This is a genomic window from Legionella wadsworthii DSM 21896 = ATCC 33877 (assembly GCF_000701265.1).
Lineage (GTDB): Bacteria > Pseudomonadota > Gammaproteobacteria > Legionellales > Legionellaceae > Legionella > Legionella wadsworthii.
Window position 1 is genome coordinate 140,098 of the sequence record NZ_KL370760.1, and the last position, 23,512, is coordinate 163,609.

The following is a 23,512-nucleotide window of genomic DNA, read 5'->3' on the forward strand; positions in this document are numbered from 1 at the left end:
TGGTTAAATTAATAGTTGGTAGACAAACCAGAACAAGGAAAAAAATTGTTTAGAACGCACGTGGTCAAGCCGAGAATTGAACCTTTTCCCGAGAAATATTTTTAGCCCATTCATTTCTGAGCGTCAACACTTATCTGCCCTAATTGAAGTTCGCAATTCCAGGTTGACCCTAAAAGATGCCTTTAGGAATACAATCCCAATTGTCCCTCCTTCACCTGCTCTATATCCTCCACTTTCCTCTCTTCTTTTCTATTCTCTTTCATCTCCTCACTCTCATTCACTTTATTCTCCTCTTCCTTCTTATTCTGTTCTTTTACCTTCGCTTTAGGCATTTTATGAGACATTATTTCGTTACTCGTTTTACTGGCTTTGAATTTTTCTCGAAAGGTACTACTTAAGTATTTTAAAATTTTATCTTCCGAGGCAATAGTAACACGAGGTTTTCTATCGGAATCGAGAAGTGAAGCAACACTTTTTCTTAGAGAAGTGATAGGCCCCTTTTGTAGAATAAAAATATTTTCATTTTGAAGCATCTCCTCAACAACGCTCTTTAAATCTAAAGAATTTACTTCTTTCTTTGTTAAATTTATATATAAAAAATTAATGAGCGTTTTTTCTAATCTTGCTCGATCATCAGATGGCTTAACATCATATCGGCCTAACACGTTTTTTATTGCGGGTACTACAACCGAATGTTGTATCGTTTCTATTTTTGATCTCATTTCTTCTATCCAGGGATCTACTACCTTGTCGACATCAGTCGTTAAAGAAATGGGTATCAAGTCATTAATTTCCTTTTTTTGTGTTTCGGTCAGTGAAGACAAACTGAAAATTTGGTTTGAATTATTTGATTTTTGCCACTCTTCATAAATACTGGTCAGTTTATTATAAACATCCCTATGGCAATTTTCATATTCACGGCTTTTAAATATTTCATTTGTGAATAACTGTATAATTTCAAATTGGCTAATTTCATCCGGTAAGTTCTTAATTTCTGAAAGCTTTTCTTTCAACTTATCGGTCCAGATCAGACTGTGAGCCATAGCCTCTTGTTTGCTATTCCCTTCAACATAACCCTCCTTTATTGAACCCCAAAAACCCCCCTTATAAATTGAATTTGATTGTATAAAAAATTTTATCAAAAAATCAGGTTGGGAATCAGAGGTTAGTATTATTTTCTGAAGAGGTTCGTTTTCTTTATCTTTGAGGGATGTAGCGGTTATCACTTCTTTTCTCATCGGATGATTGTCAAAAGCATTACTAACATCCCTATTAAAAATATTAACCCAATAGTCAATCATTGGTTGGCCTAATCTTTCGAGTGTTGTAATAGAGTCAGCACCGTCATAATACTTTCCCCAGAGCACTGATGCTTGAACAACTCCTACAATCCATTCAGGCTGAGAAAGACTTCCTTTTTCCTTGTTCTCTTCTTTCGCCTGATAGGCAAGAACTCTTGCGGTAAGCATTTTTTGAATTTGTTCATTAACTCCTGAGAACCTGGGATGTGTAAGATCTATGGCGATTAGTTCCTGGATTGCAGTGTTATAAAGCTGTTCCTGATTTTCAGAACCTCTGGGATAAGGTTTTGTATTATTTCCATAAGCTAATTCTGCAGCAAGATGCGTGATCTCATGGATAAAAGTTCCAGCAATTTCAATTTCAGCTCTTTTCCCGCCTATTCTAAGTATATTTGTACGATAATCAGAGTCACCGAAAGCCTTTGATTTCGGTGTAAGATTGGCGATATTATCTGAATTTGCTACAAATATTCTTGGTGACTTGACATCAGCAGTACGCTCTCGTAAAGCTTCAGCAGCAATGAGATTGAGTACAGGTCTAAATTCAGGAGTATTATAAAGGTCATCTATAACCTTTTCGATGGTGGGTCTCAGACTTTCATCTTCATAAGTGATTGCTGCTTTAATTATAGAGGGCGCAGAATGCTGCTCAGGTTCTAATTTTAGAGTTGTTTCTTTTATATCATTGGGATAATTATCATAAAAAAAAGCTTCTACATCAGCCGAAGAGGCGGCCAAAGCGATGGCATAAGGTGATAAACCTCTTCGATCTTTAGATGCGATTAGCTGGTCTTTATCATCTTTCAGGAGATATTGAACTAACTCAAGATTATTGGCATATATTGCTGAATGGAAAAGTGCTTTTTTATAATCAGAATTGGCAGATAACTTATCAATAAGCTCTTTATATAGAGTAAAATCAGACCCTATGAATGCTACACCCATTAAATCCAGAGCAGATTTACCCTCTTGGTTTTTTACAGTGGTGTCAGCATTTTTATTTAAGATCAATAATGATATGCATTGAATACAATCATTGGCTAGATCGGTACCTGGCTCAAGATCAGTATGCAATTTTAATAAAAGCGCATGCAGAGGTGTATTTCCATACTCATCTTTTTTGGCTAATTCTTCCTTGGATTCATAAATCAATTTTTCGACTGATTTTTCTTTCTTGTCTTGTTTTGATTCCATAAATTTATTGTTTTGTATCAGTTTAAAAATAGAGTTTGAGGGGGTTGATGTCAAAAAACTACGCATAATAATGAATTCCTTTAAAAACAAACCAGGAAAATTGGTACTCACAGAGTATGAATATTTAAAGTATAGCTAATTTTTGATTAACTTTGTCATTTATTTAGACAGTTCCTGAACCTGCGACCGTGAGTAGTCATTAATTGTCGGAAAATAAGGTGCAGCAAAACTCGTTACTAGCAGAAAGCGCCGAACATTAATGGTTCGGCGCTTTAACTTTGTAATTAGGGAGCAAACTCAATGGTATAGTTGATACTGTGGCTATTATTTCCTGGCAGGATATACATCAATTTCATAATGCAAACAATCTATTAATCGAAACGGCAACTTCTTGGGCGATAAGGCGATGCGACGTGTTAAATGACACAATTCCTTTATTAAGCCCCCCGTTAATCTCAGGTGAGAAAGGCACAGAGTTACCCACATTATAATGCCCTGTTTGGGCATAGCTGTAATTGAGCTTTAAAAACCAAGCAGGATTGAGATAGAACGCCATACCTGTTTGTACTGCACTACCCCATACCCATCTCGTGTTAGAAAAACCATTGATATCACCCATATAGAACCCAGAATGTGTATCAGAACTTGGTGCCATATTATGTTGTGTTCTGAACAAGGAAGGCCCTGCACCTAAGTATATAAAACTGTTTGTCAATGAGTAACCAATAAATACGGGTAACATTAACTCATGATTCACTTTTGTTTCGACAGAATTTATGCTCACTTCATCCGTTACGTTAACAGACGGGTTTATAAAATGGATATAAGTACCTGGGGCATTAACATCGCCATCAGCTGACTTTTTTATCCGTGAATACTGGTACAAAAAATCAATGCCCCATAACCAATTGCTGTCTTTAAAATGTCCCAAATAGCCTATTTGCCCCTCAGGAGCAAACGCTTGTTTTTTATTGGAGTAGTCTCCTGTTGTACCCCAAAACACACCAGTAGGAGGAAAGCCACTAATAGCATTCAGAGTTCCTGACATCTCAGAATTGATGCGCACAAAATTGTAGCTGCCACCCAGGCCGATGAAGAGACCTGTTTGCTTCGTTGGTGGAGAGGAAATGACTCCACCGCTACCCGCAAATACTGATGAAATGAAAAAACTTAAGACGAATATGCGAAATCCAACGTATTTCATAATAAAAATCTCCGTGAAAACTAATTCAACGAAATAGCAGTGCCCCCACTGCCATCCCAATTTGATAAGGGTTTAATAATAACAGTTGCTTAGGCCATCATTTGGACAATTACAACCTGAAGGATTAGGAGGATAAAATGTAATATGTCCAGCACTGTCAATTGAGTTCACGGTTTTTGTACAAGAAGGATTGCCTCTAATCGTAATTGTTGCGCCTGGAAATACCAAGTACTGAGGCCATTTTGCATCTAAAGGCCCTTCTCTATCTTGGCCTGTTGCTGTGATAGAGGCATCCTTGCCCGTGATTGGGTTTTTTTGCCTGATGACAATTGTATGGGGATGGCCAAAACCTCCTACAATGGTTAATAAACTTCCTTTTGAAAATCCTTGGCATCCAAGCGATGAGACCATTTGGTTTTTAGGAACCAGTCCCGCTGCTTTTTGCTGGCAATTCGAATCAAAAAGCCCGTAATGTCCTTCAGTAGAACTGCTGCCTTTATTAGGCTCATCATAGGCTTCAAATGCCAGAACCCCCATTGAATATCCTGAAGTAGCAACAAAATTGGCAGTATTGGATTGATAAAGGGCTTTGTAATACGTAGAAGCGTTTGCAACGGATGGGACACATGGTCCGGGAGTATTGCATTGGTCGTCTGAAGGATTTTTCCCAGCAGTAGCCCAACCTGTTTCTGCCGCCAAAAGAACTCGACCGGCTGTATAAAAGGGTTGTTTTGAAGCTGTAGGTAAAGCCTTCGGGTTACTTGAACCAACAACATGTATATAATCCCAAGCTAATGAATTGTTTGATTGAACTATAGAAGCCAAGGGAGGAGTCCACACTGCTTTATTTGCTTGCACACCCCATTGAAACGGATAGGGGTCAAAAGCCAAAGGAGCATCAGGTGAATAGCTGTCAATGAGCGTCATCATGTCATTAGAGATAGCCATACTTGGCGTAACCAAATTACCGCTGACTAATGCAGAGCTTACCGGTGTAGTAAGACCTGCAGCAGCCAACGTACTTTGAAGAGCGTTGACAGCTGAAGTTAAGTAAGTAACATTTGATGTTGCAGGATTGTTGCAGGGTGACTTTGTATTACCTGCTTCACAATAATTTTCGTGTCCTGCGAATACAAGAATAACCGTCTCATCAAAAACTTGCTTGGTCACTTGAGTGATTACGGCATTAAGAGTTTCTTGAGCGCAAGGGATAGCATTTTGATTTTTACGATGAAATGGGCATGCACCATTATAGAGTGAGTCTGCTGGTCGTTGGGGAATAGCTGCCTCATAGATTACTTTCATTCCTAAAGCATGGGCCTGATTGATAATCTCTACCCATGAAAAAACGGTTGTTTGATAAGAACGAACAGTATTAAATCCTGCTTCTTTCAATTGAACCAGTTCTGTATAGACATTAGTAATCGGCGTGCCGGCCGTATTATTTCCCACAACAAATACATCATGATTGTTTAATGGAACCTTGCCTGCATAATGATTTGGTTGATAATCCACGCCAATCAATCCATTAAAATTGAATGGCGCCGCAGAAATATAGGGAACTACGGAAAAAAGCAATACAAGTAATAGGTTTTTTTTTAGCGAATACACCATACTAGCCGTCCTTGTTATCATAGAGAATATCCTTAACAACATCTTTCTTAAATACTCGGAAATATCTAAATTAAAATGAATAATGCCTAATAAGAATGACGCGTGATACTAGCATAAATTAATTGTACAAAACCAGTTAGGTGTAGTAAGCCCATGGCCGAGAAAAAAGCGGCTTGGCAGCGGTTTCTGAATGTTCAATTCGGCCAAACTGGTCGATTATATTGTCGCCCAGTTTCCGGACTTGTGGGTCAATAAGGTTGCCTTCCGTGCATTGTTAATAGCGATTGAATGATTGTATCTAAGTGAGAAAAAACCGTTTGAAAACCCGCAATAAACCCTTTGATATTTAACTTACGGGGTGATTTAGCCTCTCTTACTCCTATATCTTGTTTTATCAATTATCAGACTAGGCAAAGACCGGATTCAATTTACTGCGAATAACAAACTTTGACGCGCTTGTGTCAGGAAACTCTGTTTTTCGAACAGGCTAAAAATAAATATTCCTTAGATGAATTATAATTATACAAGGCATGATAAATGAGTAATAATTTGAAAGCTCGCACAGAAAAGAATAAAGGGTATCTTTATGTCATTAAACCGGGCTCTGACCCTTCTTCGAGCATTTTTGATGCCTTAGTCATTCATTTACAAAAAGCTGGGTTTTTAAATAATTTTGAACGATCGATTGTTTTCAAAAACAATGCCATTTATTTTCGGCATAATTTAAATGAAATTAGTGCTTTTATTGCTGAATTTTTACCGCTGATATTAGATTTCAAAAAAGCAGGTGAACCCATTTCATTAGATGAAGAAAATGTTTTTGAAAAAAAATTTATCCAGGAAAAATCAGGAATCGTTTTTGAGCGATGCGAAGAACCCGTCACAGTTAAGCGAAGAAATAAAATTCGCAAAGCAAAGCATGCGCTACAAAACCTGGATTTTGACAGTTTGTCGGATCATAAAATTACTGGAATAAGTGGTAACTCAGCTTCCTCTGCAAAAGAACATTTACTAAAAAAAATATCGGAACAACAAGGTGTCTGTATTGGCGAGACTCATTCTGTAGTTTTACATAAAAAATTTTTAATTACTTCTATGCCTAGCCTTGCGGCCTCTGGAGTTAAACAGTTGTTTGTTGAGTCAGGATTTTATGATACTCAAACGGCTTTATACGAAAAATTTTTCCAAACAGGCTTATTACCCAAAGCATTATTAGCCGAATTAATTCATCAGGATATCAGCAATCGTATTATTACCGGAAAAAATTCTGATGATTTTTTATATAGCTATAGGACTAACCCTTACTCCAGTTTAGGCTTAGTAGTCATGGCTCAAATGCTTGGGATACGCATTATCCCTCTTGATAGCACTGAGGCTTATGATGGTATTACTGGTTATGCCAAAAAAAATGAAACTAAATTTCCGAAAAAACGTTCCTTGGCTATGAATCCTGCCGCCGCTGAAATTATTTCGCAAAGCCCCGAAAAATATATCGCACTTGTGGGAGCCCATCATAATATTAGTTTGAAAGAATTGAGAGCTCCTGGAATTTCGGCGCTTCTTTCAATTCCTAACCTGGATTTAAGGGATATAACGGTGATGGATTTTGAGGAGGATCCCTTTATTCGAGCCAGTTTAATTTATAACATTCATCGAGTTTTAATGGGTAAACCAATCAAACCTTTGCAGCTCATCTCCCCAGCACCACAAAATTATCTTGATTGTTTTAAACTAATCTATTTAACCGAACTAAAACAGGAGATAAAACAACTCTCGCCAGAACCCAGGCTGGACTGGTATCAAAAAAAATTAGAGAAGTTAGATTCCCTTAAAAAAAATGATGATATTTATCGTTTATTTGAAGATATTATGCTCAAATTGGAGGATGAGGTGAATGAACATAAAGAGGCCTGCGCTCAAGATACATCAGAACTTTTTCCTTTTTTACTAGAAAAATATTTAGAAGGTGAAGACTTGCGGGGTTTTTCGGTCAGAGAAACTAAATTTCCAGAGACAATTCCACTTTTATTAAACGCACCTGACTACAGTAAAACGCATGAAGCGTTTTATTCATCTAAAGAAGCGGATAATCATGAAGTTGAACGCATCAAGCATATTTATAATGATTATGTATCAAAATTTACTGCTGTTCAGCTATCAACGATGGAGAAAAAACAAAAATTTTTGGAAATTGGAGAGTTAAAGATTGAATTTATAGATTTAATTAAATTTTTTACCAAAAACTGGAACCAGGATGATAAACACCAGTTATTTAATTCCATCCAAAAATGGGAAAATCAAAAGCCATTTCTAACTTATCATCGTGAGAATAAGTTTTATAATTTATTTACCACACCGAACACTTGGAATGAGGTAAAAGAAATTTTGAAAGGCGACTCGGGGCTTGGCTCTTATTTTCGACCCCGATTCAAATAATCAATAGCAAGGTTTGATTATTTTATTATAAGCTCAAAGTCATTGATAAACATGTAACTTCTTCGTTGTGCTTTTTAACAGTCTTCGCAAAAAAGGATATAAGACAATAATAAACGAATATAAAAACAGTGAGCATTTAAATAATCTATTAGCTGAGTTAATTAATTATTATAATAAATTAAAAGAATTAGTTTCGATTGCGGAAAGGATAAATAGAGGAGAACTATACGATCATTGTACTGAAATAGTGGACTCTTTCAAAACATTTAAATCAGATATCGAGAATTAGTATCAGTACTTTCTGAAGAGGAACCCGAGGTAGTTTTTAATATAAGTTCATATACCTCATCTTATGATATGAGAATCTAATTCAGTTTGTAACAAACTTTTTCGGTATATTTTTGTATAACCTTCACTTCAGTCAAAAAATTTACTCTTATTTTTTTAGGAGATAGTGAGGTCAATACATCTAAAGTTATCTATACCTAATTTGATTTTAAACATGTTTATAAGATGCTTTTCCGCAGGTGAATTAAAAAGTTTTTTAAGCCAAAATTAATTTATCTAACATTTCTTGTATTACGTCAGGTGAAAGATCTTTATGTGTAGTATAAGTTTTTATCATTTGATTTCTTTGATTGTCGTTCATAATTTTCAATTGCACAGCTTTTAACTATATCAGGTACATGAGCCTTGGAAATATCTGTAAAATCAATTGTATGCTTAACATAGTTCACGATCCAGGATATATTTTGACGATTTAGATCAAGCAAGGGACTTTGCTTAAACCAGCATCAACGAATTGCTGTATTGATTATCCTGGATAGCTAAATTAAAAAATCCATATCATCATGTGAAAAATCATCATATTTTATCAAAGCTTTCATTTCATCGGTGAGGCAGTTAGAGAATAAGTAATGATTTACAACGATCTGTCTTAATTCATTTGCCAAATCAGGATTAGTATTATTTATCTTATTAATTTCTACATCAATTTCAGTTGCAATAGCTATATTTAAAGATTCTGTTTGGTAATTGAGATTGGTATTTATTAATAATTCATTAAGAGCGCCAGTAAATTCACTCTTGTCGGTAAATGCTGTTTTTTTTAAAAATTGCGCATTGTAAAAGTTAGTATTAGTTACATTGGCTTCGCGAAAATTTGCCCCGATCAAAGTAGCTCCCCGAAACGAAGCATTACTAAGATTAGCGCATTTAAAATTTATTCCAGTTAAGTTGCTTCCAGAGAGATTACTGCCTTCCAATATGGCATATGATAAGTCAGCATCCTTAAAACTGCAGTTAGGAAGCTGAATGTCTTTCATATTTTTATTTTCTAAATTGGCATTATCAAAACACAGGTTTTGAGGACAAAAAAATCGTCCCGTTGTAGTGTTCATTATAATATCGATGACATTAGAGCAAGTTAATGAGTGATCTTGATTCTTTTCCAATTCTGAGAGCAGGGTTATTAAATGCCCAACACCTTCCCTACACTCATCATCTAATTTTGATCCGTAATTCTGTAAGGCACCCTTCAACCTCGAAGCAGAAAGTAATGTAATATCATTCGTAGTTAATGCAAACAATAAAACTTCTAAACCAGTAGCAGTATTCGCAATATATTTTTCTTTATATGAATCGATGCAAAATTTTTCTTCCATGAACGTGTTGTAATTTGTATATGATAAACCTTGCAACATTTTTAATCTGTTTTCAGGAGTGAGTACACTCTTTTGTATGTATTCCCTTCCATATAAATTATTTAAATATCTAAGGAATCGAAATGCATCGTCAGCAGATAAATCACGGACAATATTTGCATGAGTGTAGCCAGTGGTGTGCTTTTCCCCTGATGAATATAAACGAGAAAAATATTTTGCTTTAAAAGTGATTTGGGTGCCTAAGTCAGTAGTCTTTAAGTCATCTATTTGTGTTTTTCTGTCATTTCTTTTTACATCATCTTTGAATGAAATTAAATCAATATTATTCAGCCAGAAATTTTCAAAATCTTTTGCAGAAAAAGATGTTTTCAGCCAAGGCTCTAAAATAATTGTGTCTTCTCCCCAGGTAGAAGGATCACTTGGATCAGAATTTTTGGGTCGGTTAAGGACCACAAAAATATGGTCATATTTTTTAAATTCAATACATTCCACTGCACCCGTATAACCTAACTCTTTAACCATTATGGCGGCAAAAAAAGCCAACTCTCCACAGTTTCCTACGTAATATTCAGCAAAAATCTTTGCATCAATATGATCTTGAGTGCGCATGTTAAATGATTGATCAAATGCTTCTTCTGTATATAATTCGTTTTCCCTTTTTTTGCGCAATTGATGTCTGGATAATCCTTTTGTGGAATCCAATAAAAGGGCCTCTAATTGACGGCTCCTGGAATTTGTTGCAAAAAATGTAGGAGATATTGTTATTTTATCTGAATACAAATTTTTTTTGACAGTCCTAATATTTGTCGAATCCAGACGAAAATGGCGTGCGGTTTTTTCAACACTCTCGCGAGCAATTGCTAAAACCACTTGTTTTGAATCGGGTGCGGGCATAGAGAACTTAAAAAAAATAATAATGATTAATTATAGACCATTCAAATGGTCCTATTAATCAACAGGTACTTATCAAAAATATTCTCCTTTTAAAACTATCCACAGGAAAAAGCACTCTTAGTAACATTTTATAATAATTTACTTAATCAAGTCCTATCTATTAAAGACTCCGAGAGAGCGGCACGTGGTTTTATAGATCTAAATACAAATGAAAAGATTTTTTCTAATTTAAATAAAATAGAGCAATTAATCAGTAAACTTGACCCATATATGCCACTTTGTTCATTAATAACCAAATAGATGATTTTTTATTATACTTTAGTAAGAGAGGCTAATTTTAGGAGGCTCTATCATGAGTCAATTGTACCAACGAATTATTACTCAAGCCTTAGAAAAATATGCCAATAAATCCGAAAATGGTTTTGGCGACGGTTTTTTTACCAGTAAACGTCATTCTTTTTCAAAGAATAATATTCCGCAGCTGTTTAAAGATCTGCAAACCAAGATTACTGAGAGCTCATCCGCAGAAGACGATATAAGATTGATAAGGACTTATTTATCGAATGGGAGCATTCCTAAAAAGCATCATTCCTTATGGACTTATGTTTTATTAGAATTAATCATTCAAAATGAAGATATAAACTGGGCACCATACACACGAGGTACAGATATTGATGAACAGATTATTGAATTTAACCAAGCAAAAGATCGGGGTGAATTCGCTTTCATGCCCTCTGACAAACATCGTTCTAATTCGATAGTTTTTATGGATGGAGAACAATTCGATAAACTAAAAAAACTTGGTACAGGTACCTCAAGAACAGCAGACTTATATCAAAAGAAAGGGCCTGAAGATGCAGCAGAACAAGTTGTTGTAAAACGCCAACTAGGCACGAGTACGAGTTCCATTCCTACTGGGCTGAAAGGTTCTTATAGAAAATATGAAAATAATCCCGAGCGCAACGAAAAAAAGTTGGAGTTACAAAAGGCGTTTTTTGAATCCAGAGGAGATTTTAGGGTACACACGTATGGGGGTAAAAAAAAGGACTCTACTGTTCCTTATGTCACCACAGAACCTTATTTAGAGGGAACAACATTATCTGCCAAACTAAAGATAAGTACGCCTGAGGAGTGCCTAACCTTGTTAGCTAAGACACTGACAGAGCTGAATAAAATGCATGAGGATTCCCTGATGTCTCATGGTGATATCGGTAATTTGACCAATGCTTTAGTTTCAGAAGAGGGTGAAATAAATTTGTGTGACCTTGAAATCTCCCAACAATTTGAAAATTATGAAGCGGGTAAAGATTATTTTAAACAAGATTTTAAATCACTCGTTGATTCTTTTCTTTTATTTTGCAGACAAAACGGAGTGAAAATCGATAAAGAGGCTCAAGCTGAATTAACTAAAATTTCTACAGAGATTTATAGAAAACCCAATCCTCCCTTTGAATTATTCGAGGCGTTTGTTGAAAAATATAGTGGAGAAAGCCCTCGTCTGACTATAAGTAGTATCTAGAGGCTCAGGCCTTGAATTGTGAATCAACTAATTTTTGGTGCCGGTAGAAAAAATTCAATAGAAAATAATAAGACACTTCAATAATTTATGGTGGGGAGGCGTAAATCGAAACCCGCTCAGAATAATATCAGCAATTGTATCCCAAACATTTTGGTAACATTCTACTTTGCTCATCTCTATTTGCTCCTCATTAATTCAGCAAAACGTGTTTTTGCAAGATCAATATCGTTTTGCTGTGGCTTGAGTCTTCTCTGGAAGGCATGTAAAACATATACTGCATCTGCATGGTCTGTGATTTACACAGACCAACTGAATAAAGAGTGGATCTATATTTAAGCTGTCGTTCCGAGTTTAGAATTTATTACCTGGGAACAATTGAAAACTTATTCAATCACAAGGGGTTCTTCTGGATTATCAATGGGCTTTGGTTCTGGAGGCTCAAGTGGTCGTTGGGGCTCTGTAGGTTCTTTCATTATGCTTTCCATTTATATTTATAATTTTAAGCTTAATATATAGAAATACTTTTGTCATTGTTGTGGAACCACAAATATTCCCTACTTGAAAAATTTAAGAAAGTTTGAAAAGCATTAGAGTGTCAGACTTTGAATTTGGTTAGATTTTGAAATGCTAATACACAAGCTTGCCGATTATTTGATATTCAATAATAAGGAAAGACCTGACCTCATTTATGTGCTTGCAACTGAAAGAAACCATTCACCTTTATATAATATTTGGGTAAAGCATCAAAGCATGATTTTGGGGGTCAGGATCCGTAAATAGGTACCATATGAATAAAGGCGAAAAGCAAGATCTAATCCCCTTGACTTTTTTTATAGAACATTTCAGCCAACATACACACTACTCTTGTCAGTCATTGCCTTAAAATTTCCTTAATATTTATTTGTTAAACTAATTACATATTGTTCAAAAAGAACCCTAAAATGCCCTCAAAACTTAAAAGCCATGATGAATTATCATCAATAGACTCAAAAACAAAAATTGACCAATTGCTAAATAATATAAAGGGGCTGATAGATGAGTGTACAACCCCTGAAGATTTAAATCTTATCGCAAAAGCTTATCCTCACTTTGTGCCAATTATGATTGGCCACTATGGCTCTGTTATTACTAAAAAGTTTAATTTAATTCCACTGGGTTATCTTTTTAATTTAAATTATGACTTTTCGTTATTTTTCTTTAATTCTTCAATATGGGAAAAGATCGCGTCTACTGATAAGACTAAGCTTTATCTCTCCACGAATATACCCTCATTGAAGAAAGTGAGAGAAGCAATAGATTTGGCAATTTCCAATCAAGATAAAGAGGAAGAAGAAAGACTCACCTTAAAGCTAAAAAGAAAGATGGAAAAATTAACAGCCCCTGGTTTTAATTTCGACCCCAAGCGTATTTTTGATAATAGCTTAAATTGGTTTGCCGAAGAATATGAAGAAGAATTTAAAGAGCTTGGAGAGTATTACCTCGACCTTATTTTAAATATCAATCAAGGAACTATTTTTGAGTTTCTTAACCAAACCACAACGGCCAATAATATTCCATTTACACATGGTTTGGCGGCTTACCTATTTTGTAATTCCAGCATGATAAGCAATGCTATTAGAGAATCGTCAGATTTTTTCGATGCGTATAATTTAAATGTTAATGCCTACAATTATACAGACAATTTAATCCGGTTGATTGTGAATGATGAACATCTCATGGTTAAACTCTTTGATAGCTATAGAGTTTTTTCCAAAATAGATCCCAATGGCTCTAGAGAATTTTCAGTTTTACATAAAGCTTTGTTGGAAAAAATGAGAGCGTCCCCCAATAAATTACTTCGTTTTGTAGAAAATGAAGAGCAATTTCAAGTCTTGCATACAGAAAATGTCAAAAAAGCACGCTTTCAATTCCCTTCTTTTGAACAATTTACCAGGGACATTTTAGTCACGAGTCTTACAACACATCCGCACTTGAGGGGTGAAATAACTCAAATTCAACATTTTCTCGATGGAGATGCAACTGTTGATTGTTACTTTGGTCAAACTACAAAGACCTCTGCAGCTTATCAGCTATTACGCTTAGTGATTTACCCCGAATCAATAAATCAAGGTAATGCCAACATTTGTGGGGCGGCAGTTTTTTTAAAGGTTTTAATGAGCAGCTATCCTGATTTAACAATTCGAATACTGATCAATTTCATTAGCAATGGAGAAGTTTGTATTAACGGCAAAGCAATTGCTAACAATGATTATTATGAGAGCAATAATCTTATTCATGCTTTTTTAGTTGCATTACGTCATAGCTCTAACAGACTAGGATATTTACCTGGTTTACCTAAAACCATTGATTTTGCCCAGGGAGCTGCTACTAATTTTCAAGTCATATCCTGGTTACAAACATTTGGATTTAATTGCACCAATGCGAGTTATCATACCTATACCAATGGTAAACCACTAGGCGGTATTTATATGTTCTTCTTTCATCGCACGGATCAGCGCAGTTATGCCGGTTGGGAAGAAAATTTCACTTTTGTATTGGAAGCCATGCAAAAGCAACCCAATGCAAAATTTATATTGGGTGTCTCAGCTGGATTAACACATAGACTCTGTAAACACGCACCATCCGCAAATAAGGGCGATGCCAGTATTTTAGGCATTGCCGCTGATCACTGGGTAGAATTAACCAATTTGGAGATAAATGACGAAGACACTGTAGACGTGACTGTATTTACTTATGGTGATTATTACCACTGTACTCTGCCTAAAGAAAAGTTATTAGATGGTTGGCGAGGAGCTATTATCGCTGCTCCCGAAAATAAACCAGAACTCTCTCTTGAGTCCGAAACTGAGACATCATCAGCAGTGATCGTGGTTTAATTTCATTTGATATGAGTAAACTTTGGGGCTCTGTTCAAAAACAGCCCCTGGGCGTTCATTTAGCCTACTGCATTAATGAGGTCAGACTCTGATAGATAGACACCTATTTTAAGAAAACGGATTGACAAGGAACTCCAATAGAAAGCTGTCTTTTATGGATAAAGACAGAAAGCAAGATCTGACATATTTTAGGTGATTATTGTGCCAACGAGAAACCAAAAATGACTACCTCAACCCTGAAAAATAGGATCTAACTCGTTGATTTACAAGGATTCATGATGTCTTTAGTGGTCTTTGCTGCCTTGAATAATTGTGGCGGCGGCTATTTAATTGATTGGCCAATGTGTTGTATTTAAAAGATTATTTTTAGAGTTAATAACAATATACCCCCAAATGTACCCCCATTGTTATTAAGTTAAAAAGTTTATCCTATAAAAAAAAGCACCTACTACGTTGGAAAAATTCTAAAATCGCTAATCAGATTCTGAAAATTTTCAATTTTGCCATTATACGAGTATTGGATACCAATAATTGTACCATTAGCTGCGGCAGCTAAATAATTGAAGTATAAATGGAGACTAGGTCTTTGTGTAAAATTCAACACCTCCCCATTATTCAGCGTAAAATTACCCAAACCCAACGCTGATAATGTAATTCGAAATTCATTTTCTTCTTGAAATGCTAAATCCTTTATATATGCATATTCAATAGGATTTCTAAGAAACTCAGACTCGTTTTTAGCTTCTTGCCAATTAACGTATTTTATCATTCCATAATTAATTGAGAAAAATTGAATACATGGAATATTATTAGTTAATAATCGGGTATTTGACGACAGCATAGCTGCATTTAGCATAGTCTTAAGTTTAGTATAATCAAAAATAATCCCCACTTTAGCTGTAGGATTGTGATTACCATAATTTTCCCAAATGTGTTCTGAATTTTGTATTGAAAAACAACTTGCATAAGTTCGAGAACGCGAATTATCGTAATAATGTTCCATTGTAAACTTAGGATCTGTTTCGAATGAACTACTAGCGTTAATTGGACGCTCAAGTGGTAGTTGTGCACCATCATTAATATCAGCTAATTGAAAGTCACTATAACTAGAAACATTATTGAAATAGAGATAATTTCCTAGGATTGAGTTTAAGAGATAGTCAATGTTCGTTATTTTATATAAGCGTCTATTATTCGGTAGAGGATTAAGTAAATAAGCATGGGGTTCAATAAGTCCTGGGGGAACAAAAGAAATTGATGGTTTATTCTTAGAGAAATAATGATTCAATTTATCACGTATCGTTTTCCATATATTCATAATTAATACTCTACCTAAGTATTCAGACAGGGCTACTTGTCACAAGCCACCTTATTTTTAAATACAAATACATTCCTGAACTTCAGGTTTATAGTATTCTGCTTTACCTGATTTAATTATCAGATTATCAGAAAGTTTTATAGTTATCGCTGTATGAGTATGACCACATAAAACTAAAAGCTGAATATCAGCATGTTTTTTAACAAAATTCATAATCACATCGCCAGTTGCTTTTGAAGCGAAATAAGGTAGCCAATTTTCATCGCTTGGTTTATCTTTGTGCCAACTGCTTTCAGGAAATGGTGGGATATGGGTAGCAATAATTACTTTTTTAACATCAGTTTTAGTCGCATCATCCAATATCTCTTGGAGGACTGCGGCATCTGTGTCAGCCAATTTTTGCATTTCCCTTTTTAAGGCAGACTTATTCAATAAAAAAGCTTGATATAACTCAGCGATTAAACGACTATCATTTAAATTGACTAAGCTATGATCAAAATCTCCATAACGCGCATCTGCCCAGCCATCATGGCCTACTAATACAATACCCTCAGCTAATGTTAGAGTTTTAGGCTCCCCAAGCCAAATGAGGTTTTTATTCTGAGCACACAGAGCACGAACTTTTTCACGTACATTATTAACGCTACTAAAGTAGTAGTCGTGGTTACCTAATACAAAATAAATAAGCTTATTTGTGTAGGTGCTAAATTCTTGAAGAATTTCACAAACATCTTTTGCCTCGGCTATATCTCCAGTAATCAAAATTCTATCAGCACCAGTTTCAATGACCTGTTGGTAAAATTTCTTTCTTGCTTCAACTTTTAAGAAATTAAGGTGAATATCAGTTAACCAAGCAATATTCATTTATTTCACCACATCAATAATAGCATTTATCCGAGACTCCACAATTTTCTTTCGGCTCTCAGATTCTAGTGAATAGTTTAAATGACCAGGTAAGGCTTGTAGAAATTGCTCATTATTCATCAATAATGCAAATTCAGATGAGAGATATTGTTTTAAATTAGCTAATGCTTCTGAAACATCACTAACGATCTCAGGCCGGCCATCAATGACTGAAATAATATCTTCCAAATCATGGCTTAATAAAAAGTCCTGTTTTCCACGATCTTTAAATGCTTCCAGCTTAGTTGCTAGAAAATAAGGTGCTGAAATAACTTTTATATCTATACTGTCAGCAATATTGTGACTAACAGCATTTTCTTGAGCATCCTTATACCATTTATTAGAAAACCCCAATACGCTTTTATCGATAGGCATAACATCGATTAAAATACCACCACAATCCCAACGGCATATGGGATGATCACCAGAAATTAACTCTTTAAATCCTTTCTGGCGTAATTTCTCAGCAATAACATAATAACTCGGCCTGGTGATAACGTTCACTATACAATCTACATCGACAGTAAAGCGCACATCAGGCGCGGCTTTGTCTGTTATCAATAAACCTGTAATACAGCCACCAACAAAAGTTACTTCATTACATAGATCTCCAAGCCGATGTGCAATTAAAGAAAGGGATTCGATATTTCTTTGAGCTGAACTTCTATTCATTTGATACCAACTTTTTTGATTTTAATATTGCTGATATTTTTTGTCCGGCAATTTGCCTTTCCCTTACACGACCAGAACGGATAGCATCAATTAGCGTCAATAGGTCATAAAATAATGGATCAGGATGTTCTGCTACGGACTCAGGTACTGAAGAATATAAAGGTTGTAATGCAAGGCCACGCTCATTCCCTTCACCATATGGCCATACAGGAATAGGATCATTACCCGCAATAATCTGATCCTTTAAGCTTGGCGCAGCATAGCTAGTAGGAATACCACGAACTAGCTCACCTAATTTGGCAGGAAAAACATACTTTAATCCATGAAGAAAAAACTCTTCGCAGGCCTGAATAATCGGCTTTGGCTTAGCTGGGGGGTGATATGGCGTAATCAGTCCTACTGTGACTAATCTTTTGAATGCGCTATTGACTTGAGAAGGACTCAAACACAGTTCAAATGCAATCCTATTTTGAGACCAGTTTTCATCTGATTGATAAGCTAAAAGTTTAGCCAGAACTACGATGTCTTGTGATTTAATCATTGATCGCCACCTTTATTCCATATTCTAGAATTTAGAATAAAGAATGCTTTTAGTCAACTATATAGTAGTCTTATCTTGCATTAATGCCTTTCTCAACACGAAGTCTTTGCTTGTGGTGAGATATTTTTCCTCTGTAACGAGTTTTTAATTAATTAAACGACAAGGTACTTGCGTGGGCAAACCGGCATTATATTCTTGAAGAGCTGTGCCATACTCCCATTTACTTCCCTTTCTATCGAGAGCTTCTTTACAGGTTTGGCTAAATCCTCCTTAAGAACAGGCTTGTTGAGCATTTCACAAAAATAAGCCTTAGCATAAATACCAGCCAATTTTAATCAGTTCATTCGCATCAATCAGTTTTTTCAAAACACGACTTACCTGACGATAGAACCCAATCAGAAGATCCTGGCGCAGAACCACATTACCACACATTTTTTTGATGCGTTGAAGAACTTTGTACTCAATGGTGTCTTTATATTTTAGATAAGGACACATATCTGGGTTGAGATGTCCTAATGATAGCGCTTTGATTCCATGCAGGAAAGTAAAATTGGTCTACACTTAAATTAAGTGTTTATTAATAAGTCTTGTGAGTCTTATGCCGTGATGTAAGGAATTATATCAGCCAAGAGAGGGAACATGACTCAAATCAAATCCAAAAAAAGAGTTATGGAGCACGGTGAGGTTTTTACTTCTGAGCGAGAGGTAAATGCCATGCTCGACCTTGTCAAACCAGAGACAGAAAGAATTGAATCGCGCTTTTTAGAGCCTGCGTGTGGTACAGGTAACTTCCTAATAGAAATATTGCGCCGCAAACTAGATGTAGTTAAGCATCGCTACAGAAAAAGCAAACGTGAATATGAGCGCTATGCAGTTCTTGCAGTGTCCTCCCTTTATGGCATTGATATTCTAGAAGACAATGTACTTCATTGCCGCAACCGCCTGTTCAAATACTTCAATGAACACTATACAAGCTTGTATGGCAAAAATTGCAGTCAAGATTGTAGGAGTTCTATACGCTTTATCCTTGAGCTTAATATAGTTTGGGGCAATGCCCTGACCATGAAAACTACTGATACCGGAGAACCTATTGTTTTTTCAGAATGGTCTGCTGTAAACGGGAGTATGTTAAAGCGTAGGGATTATTTCTTTGATCATCTGATGGATAATCAATCCATAGATGATTCTTCCCTACATAATCATGTAAATTTTGATCAAAAAAAATCGCCTGCAAATCCAATAAAAGAATTCCCGCTCATGCATTTTCTGAGGTTGTATCAAAATGTATGAAATACAACCGCAATACAACCCAGATATCTTAAGTTTCATTGCCAATTTGAGCAGCGATGAAGTTTTCACACCCCCCTCAGTTGTAAACCAAATGCTGGATCTTTTGCCAGAATATATTTGGCAAGATAAAGAAATGACATTCTTAGACCCTGCCTGTAAATCAGGGGTGTTTTTACGAGAAATTGCCAAACGTTTATTACGTGGTTTGGAACAAGAAATTCCTAATCTTCAGAAACGTATCAATCATATTTATACAAAACAACTTTACGGAATTGGAATCACGGAGCTGACAGCGTTATTGGCTAGACGATCTGTTTATTGCTCAAGGTTTGCCAATAGCTCATATTCCGTAATAACTGCATTTAATAACCCGGATGGTAACATCATTTTTGATCCTATAGGTCATACATGGCATAAAAAAAAATGTACTTTCTGTGGCGCAAAACAGAGCTTATATGAACGTGGTATTGAATTAGAAAGCCATGCATACCAATTCATTCATACAAGCACACCGAGGGAGATATTTAATATGAAATTTGATGTGATCATAGGAAATCCGCCTTATCAGCTTAATGTAGGAATTGAGAAAAAAAACTATGCAATACCTTTATATCATTTGTTTGTTCAGCAAGCTAAAAAGTTAAATCCACGGTTCTTAACAATGATTATTCAATCTCGATGGTTTGCAGGAGGTCGTGGTTTAGATGAGTTTCGGTCAGAAATGCTAAATGATACTCGGATAAGAAAACTAGTAGATTATCCTAATGCAACAGACTGTTTTCCTGGAATCGATATTTCTGGTGGGGTCTGTTATTTTCTATGGGACAGAGATAATAATGGCCCATGTGAAATCAAAACTATTAGAGCTAATCAGGAAAACAGTAGTCCAATAATACGCTCGCTTCTTGAGGATAAAGGGGATACTTTTATTCGATTCAATGAGTCAATTCCCATCAAACGAAAAATAGCAGCTTTTAAGGAACCTACTTTTGATGCACTTGTTAGCCCCCAAACTCCCTTTGGATTCATTACTACATTTAAAGATTTTCAGGAAAACTCTTTTACAGATGCTATAAAGATACATACCTCAAGTGGAATTGGATTTATTCGCAGAGATCAATTATTAAGAAATCAGCACTGGGTTGATGAATGGAAAGTCTATATTGCCGCTGGATATGGAGAACGAGGAAATTATCCTTATAGATTCTTAGGTAAGCCTTTTATGGGAGAACCAAATAGCTGTTGCACCCAATCTTATCTATTGATCGGGCCATTTAACAATGAACAGACTTGCAAGAATGTAATGTCTTACATTCGCACAAAATTTTTTAGATTTTGCATTATGCTGAAGAAGAATACTCAACATGCAATGAGAGACAAATATGCTCTTGTCCCGATGCAAGATTTTAGCGAGATATGGACAGACGATAAACTATATAAAAAATACAATATAACAGCTGACGAAATAGCCTTTATTGACTCTATGGTAAGACCTATGGAGATCACTGATGAGTGATAGTTTTTTTCCTCCAAAATCGGTGGCAAAGCCTGAAATTTATGCCTATGTGGATACTAATCCTCAATATGATGGTTTATTAAAAATTGGTTATACATGTATAGGCGTGGAACAACGTGTTAGACAACAATACCCCATATTACGCCCAGGACCACCCCCCTATAAAATTGAACTTGTTGAATCTGCTATGCGAAAAGATGGCAGCGCTTTTACTGATCATGCAATACATAGGCATCTAAGAAATAAGGGATTTCATAATTTAGATGGTGAATGGTTTAAATGTTCCGTGTCAGACGTTAAGGCCGCCATTATCGCTATACGAGATGGTATTGAAAATGAAGATAATAGAACACTGGATTTTAGTATGCGTCCTGAACAGGAAGCAGCTGTTAATAAAACTATGGCCTACTTCAAAAGTTTCAAAAAGGAAAATCCCGAAAAAACACCTCATTTCCTTTGGAACGCCAAAATGCGATTCGGAAAAACATTTGCCACCTATCAACTGGCCAAACGTATGGACTGGAAACAGATTTTGATTCTCACCTTTAAACCTGCTGTACACAATGCATGGCGTGATGATTTGCAATTGCATATCGATTTTAAGGAGTGGCAATTTATATCAAAAGACACGCTTTCCTTTGAATCAAATGATCCCAATAGACCTATTGTTTGTTTTGGTTCGTTCCAAGATTACATGGGTAAAAATAACGTGGGTGGTATTAAGGCTAAAAACGAATGGGTGCATACCATGCATTGGGATTGTGTGATTCTTGATGAATATCATTATGGTGCATGGCGGGAAAGCGCTAAAGAGTTATTTGCAGCAGAGGATAAAAATGAAGCTCAATATGCTGAAGGGGATGGCATTGACTTTTTTGATGAAAATATAATGCCAATAACCACCTCTGCCTATTTGTATCTTTCTGGTACACCATTTCGCGCTATCGCAACGGGTGAATTCATTGAAGAACAAATATACAACTGGACTTATTCCGATGAACAGCGCGCTAAAGAACAATGGAAAGGCGATAATAATCCCTACGACTCGTTGCCACGTATGGTCATGTTAACTTACCAATTACCAGATTCCATTCGGGATATTGCAATGGGAGGAGAGTTTAATCAGTTTGATTTAAACACTTTTTTCTCAGCTACTGGAGAAGGTTTAACTGCCAAATTTAAGTATGAAAACGAAGTACAAAAATGGCTCGACCTGATTCGCGGTGCTTTTCTTGAAACCACTGTTGATAATCTAAAGCTCGGTGCAGAAAAGCCCCCCATGCCATTTTCAGACGTTAGATTACTCGCCCTCTTATCGCATACATTTTGGTTTTTACCATCCGTTGCATCTTGCTACGCCATGAAAAATCTGTTGGGTCAAAGACATAATAAATTTTACCATGCATATAAAATTCTTGTGGCAGCAGGGAGCAAGGCAGGCATTGGTGTCGAGGCACTTCTTCCAATTGAGGATGCAATGGAGACGCCTATTGAAACCAGAACAATTACATTATCTTGCGGAAAATTGACTACAGGAGTATCAGTTAAACCCTGGACGGGAATCTTTATGCTACGTAATTGTTCCAGTCCTGAAACTTATTTTCAGGCTGCTTTTAGAGTTCAAACTCCTTGGGTTATAAATAATCCAGATAACAAATCCCCAAATAAACAGGAAATTATTAAAGGAGAATGCTATGTTTTTGACTTTGCCCCAGACAGAGCACTTCGTCAGATTGCAGATTACAGCTGCCGACTCAACGTTAATGAATCGAGTCCAGAAAAGAACGTAGCGGAATTTATCCATTTCTTGCCTGTTCTAGCTTATGATGGCAGCTCCATGAAGCAAATTAACGCTGCAGGTATTCTGGATATGGCTATGAGCGGGACCACTGCAACTTTATTAGCTCGTCGTTGGGAAAGCGCTTTACTGGTTAATGTTGATAACTACACGCTTGAACGTCTGATGAATAGCCAAGAAGCTATGGATGCATTAATGCGAATAGAGGGTTTTAGAACACTTAACCAAGATATTGAAACGATCATTAATAAATCGGAAGCCGTTCAAAAGATAAAAAAAGAAGCGAGTGAACGCGAACTCAATACTGGTGAGAAGCGCGAGTTGATTTCCAATGAGAAGGAATATAAAAAGCTACGTAATCAAATTCGGGAAAAACTCATAAAATTTGCCACCCGTATCCCTGTATTCATGTACTTGACCGATTATAGAGAGAAAAGCCTTAAGGATGTTATTACCCAACTTGAGCCAGGGCTTTTTAAAAAGGTAACTGGCTTAATCGTCAAAGATTTTGAGCTTTTGGTTAGTCTGGGAGTATTTAATAGCGCCCTCATGAATGATGCTGTTTACAAATTCAAGCGATATGAGGACGCAAGTCTAATATACACAGGTATTAACCGCCACGAAAATGAAAACGTTGGTTTGTATGAAACGGTCATTACCGCAGAGGAGTACCGTGATGGATCTGCTGGATCATTTTTTTAAAAAATATTGTACCTCCCTTTGCTGGAGCCTCAGACTACGTATTAGAGGGGGCCCTCGTTTCGGGGATATA

At 36.0% G+C, this 23,512-nt stretch carries 15 protein-coding genes; 6 read left to right on the top strand and 9 right to left on the bottom strand.

Features of this window, described 5'->3' with window-relative positions; all coding sequences use genetic code 11:
- Window positions 1-182: 182 nt before the first annotated feature.
- From BU07_RS0112270 to BU07_RS0112280, 3 genes are all read right to left on the bottom strand, one after another.
- Window positions 183-2,561: an ankyrin repeat domain-containing protein gene (locus BU07_RS0112270; protein WP_031566466.1), complete on the bottom strand. Its 2,379-nt coding sequence runs from the start codon at window positions 2,559-2,561 to the stop codon at window positions 183-185.
- Between the two features lie 286 nt (window positions 2,562-2,847).
- Complete coding sequence (locus BU07_RS0112275) at window positions 2,848-3,699, bottom strand: outer membrane protein (RefSeq protein ID WP_031566468.1); 852 nt, start codon at window positions 3,697-3,699, stop codon at window positions 2,848-2,850.
- A 72-nt stretch (window positions 3,700-3,771) separates the two neighbouring features.
- The gene (locus tag BU07_RS0112280) at window positions 3,772-5,334 is read right to left on the bottom strand and encodes a glycosyl hydrolase family 17 protein (protein WP_248616634.1); all 1,563 of its coding nucleotides are present in this window, start codon (window positions 5,332-5,334) and stop codon (window positions 3,772-3,774) included.
- A gap of 516 nt (window positions 5,335-5,850) precedes the next feature.
- Here BU07_RS0112280 and BU07_RS0112285 point away from each other — a divergent pair.
- Window positions 5,851-7,749, top strand: coding sequence for a membrane-targeted effector domain-containing toxin (locus BU07_RS0112285; protein ID WP_031566471.1), 1,899 nt, complete (start codon window positions 5,851-5,853; stop codon window positions 7,747-7,749).
- Window positions 7,750-8,576: 827 nt separating this feature from the next.
- Here the strand turns inward: BU07_RS0112285 and BU07_RS17040 are convergent.
- Entirely contained in the window at window positions 8,577-9,935 is a 1,359-nt protein-coding gene (locus BU07_RS17040) for a pentapeptide repeat-containing protein (RefSeq protein ID WP_162173981.1), read from the bottom strand.
- A gap of 724 nt (window positions 9,936-10,659) precedes the next feature.
- Here BU07_RS17040 and BU07_RS0112295 point away from each other — a divergent pair.
- Together BU07_RS0112295 and BU07_RS0112305 are read left to right on the top strand one after the other, a co-directional pair.
- Entirely contained in the window at window positions 10,660-11,826 is a 1,167-nt protein-coding gene (locus BU07_RS0112295; RefSeq protein ID WP_031566476.1) for a protein kinase family protein, read from the top strand.
- A gap of 941 nt (window positions 11,827-12,767) precedes the next feature.
- Window positions 12,768-14,702 carry a hypothetical protein gene (locus BU07_RS0112305; protein ID WP_031566478.1) on the top strand — a complete coding sequence of 645 codons (1,935 nt, stop codon included), beginning with the start codon at window positions 12,768-12,770 and terminating at the stop codon, window positions 14,700-14,702.
- 448 nt (window positions 14,703-15,150) lie between these two features.
- On the opposite strand, the gene BU07_RS17045 is transcribed toward BU07_RS0112305, so the two are convergent.
- The 5 genes from BU07_RS17045 to BU07_RS17745 all read right to left on the bottom strand — a co-directional run bounded on the left by BU07_RS17045 (window position 15,151) and on the right by BU07_RS17745 (window position 18,631).
- Window positions 15,151-16,020, bottom strand: a complete 870-nt coding sequence (locus BU07_RS17045) for a hypothetical protein (protein ID WP_051635575.1) — start codon at window positions 16,018-16,020, stop codon at window positions 15,151-15,153.
- A 57-nt stretch (window positions 16,021-16,077) separates the two neighbouring features.
- Window positions 16,078-16,884, bottom strand: a complete 807-nt coding sequence (locus tag BU07_RS0112315) for a metallophosphoesterase family protein (RefSeq protein ID WP_031566481.1) — start codon at window positions 16,882-16,884, stop codon at window positions 16,078-16,080.
- Window positions 16,885-17,595 carry a hypothetical protein gene (locus BU07_RS0112320; RefSeq protein WP_031566483.1) on the bottom strand — a complete coding sequence of 237 codons (711 nt, stop codon included), beginning with the start codon at window positions 17,593-17,595 and terminating at the stop codon, window positions 16,885-16,887. It lies immediately after the preceding gene.
- A complete protein-coding gene (locus tag BU07_RS0112325) occupies window positions 17,588-18,136 on the bottom strand; it encodes a helix-turn-helix domain-containing protein (RefSeq protein WP_031566485.1) in 549 nt (182 codons plus the stop codon). Before BU07_RS0112325 ends, BU07_RS0112320 begins: the two co-directional genes overlap by 8 nt.
- A gap of 309 nt (window positions 18,137-18,445) precedes the next feature.
- Window positions 18,446-18,631 carry a hypothetical protein gene (locus tag BU07_RS17745; RefSeq protein WP_031566487.1) on the bottom strand — a complete coding sequence of 62 codons (186 nt, stop codon included), beginning with the start codon at window positions 18,629-18,631 and terminating at the stop codon, window positions 18,446-18,448.
- A gap of 144 nt (window positions 18,632-18,775) precedes the next feature.
- On the opposite strand from BU07_RS17745, the gene BU07_RS0112340 reads away from it, so the two are divergent.
- Genes BU07_RS0112340 through BU07_RS0112350 form a run of 3 tightly spaced genes read left to right on the top strand, consistent with a single transcriptional unit; the run spans window position 18,776 to window position 23,442 of the window.
- Window positions 18,776-19,426: a DNA methyltransferase family protein gene (locus BU07_RS0112340; RefSeq protein ID WP_031566489.1), complete on the top strand. Its 651-nt coding sequence runs from the start codon at window positions 18,776-18,778 to the stop codon at window positions 19,424-19,426.
- The gene (locus BU07_RS0112345) at window positions 19,419-20,942 is read left to right on the top strand and encodes an Eco57I restriction-modification methylase domain-containing protein (protein ID WP_031566490.1); all 1,524 of its coding nucleotides are present in this window, start codon (window positions 19,419-19,421) and stop codon (window positions 20,940-20,942) included. The genes BU07_RS0112340 and BU07_RS0112345 overlap by 8 nt, the downstream gene beginning before the upstream one ends.
- The gene (locus tag BU07_RS0112350) at window positions 20,935-23,442 is read left to right on the top strand and encodes a GIY-YIG nuclease family protein (RefSeq protein ID WP_031566492.1); all 2,508 of its coding nucleotides are present in this window, start codon (window positions 20,935-20,937) and stop codon (window positions 23,440-23,442) included. The genes BU07_RS0112345 and BU07_RS0112350 overlap by 8 nt, the downstream gene beginning before the upstream one ends.
- Window positions 23,443-23,512: the final 70 nt, after the last annotated feature.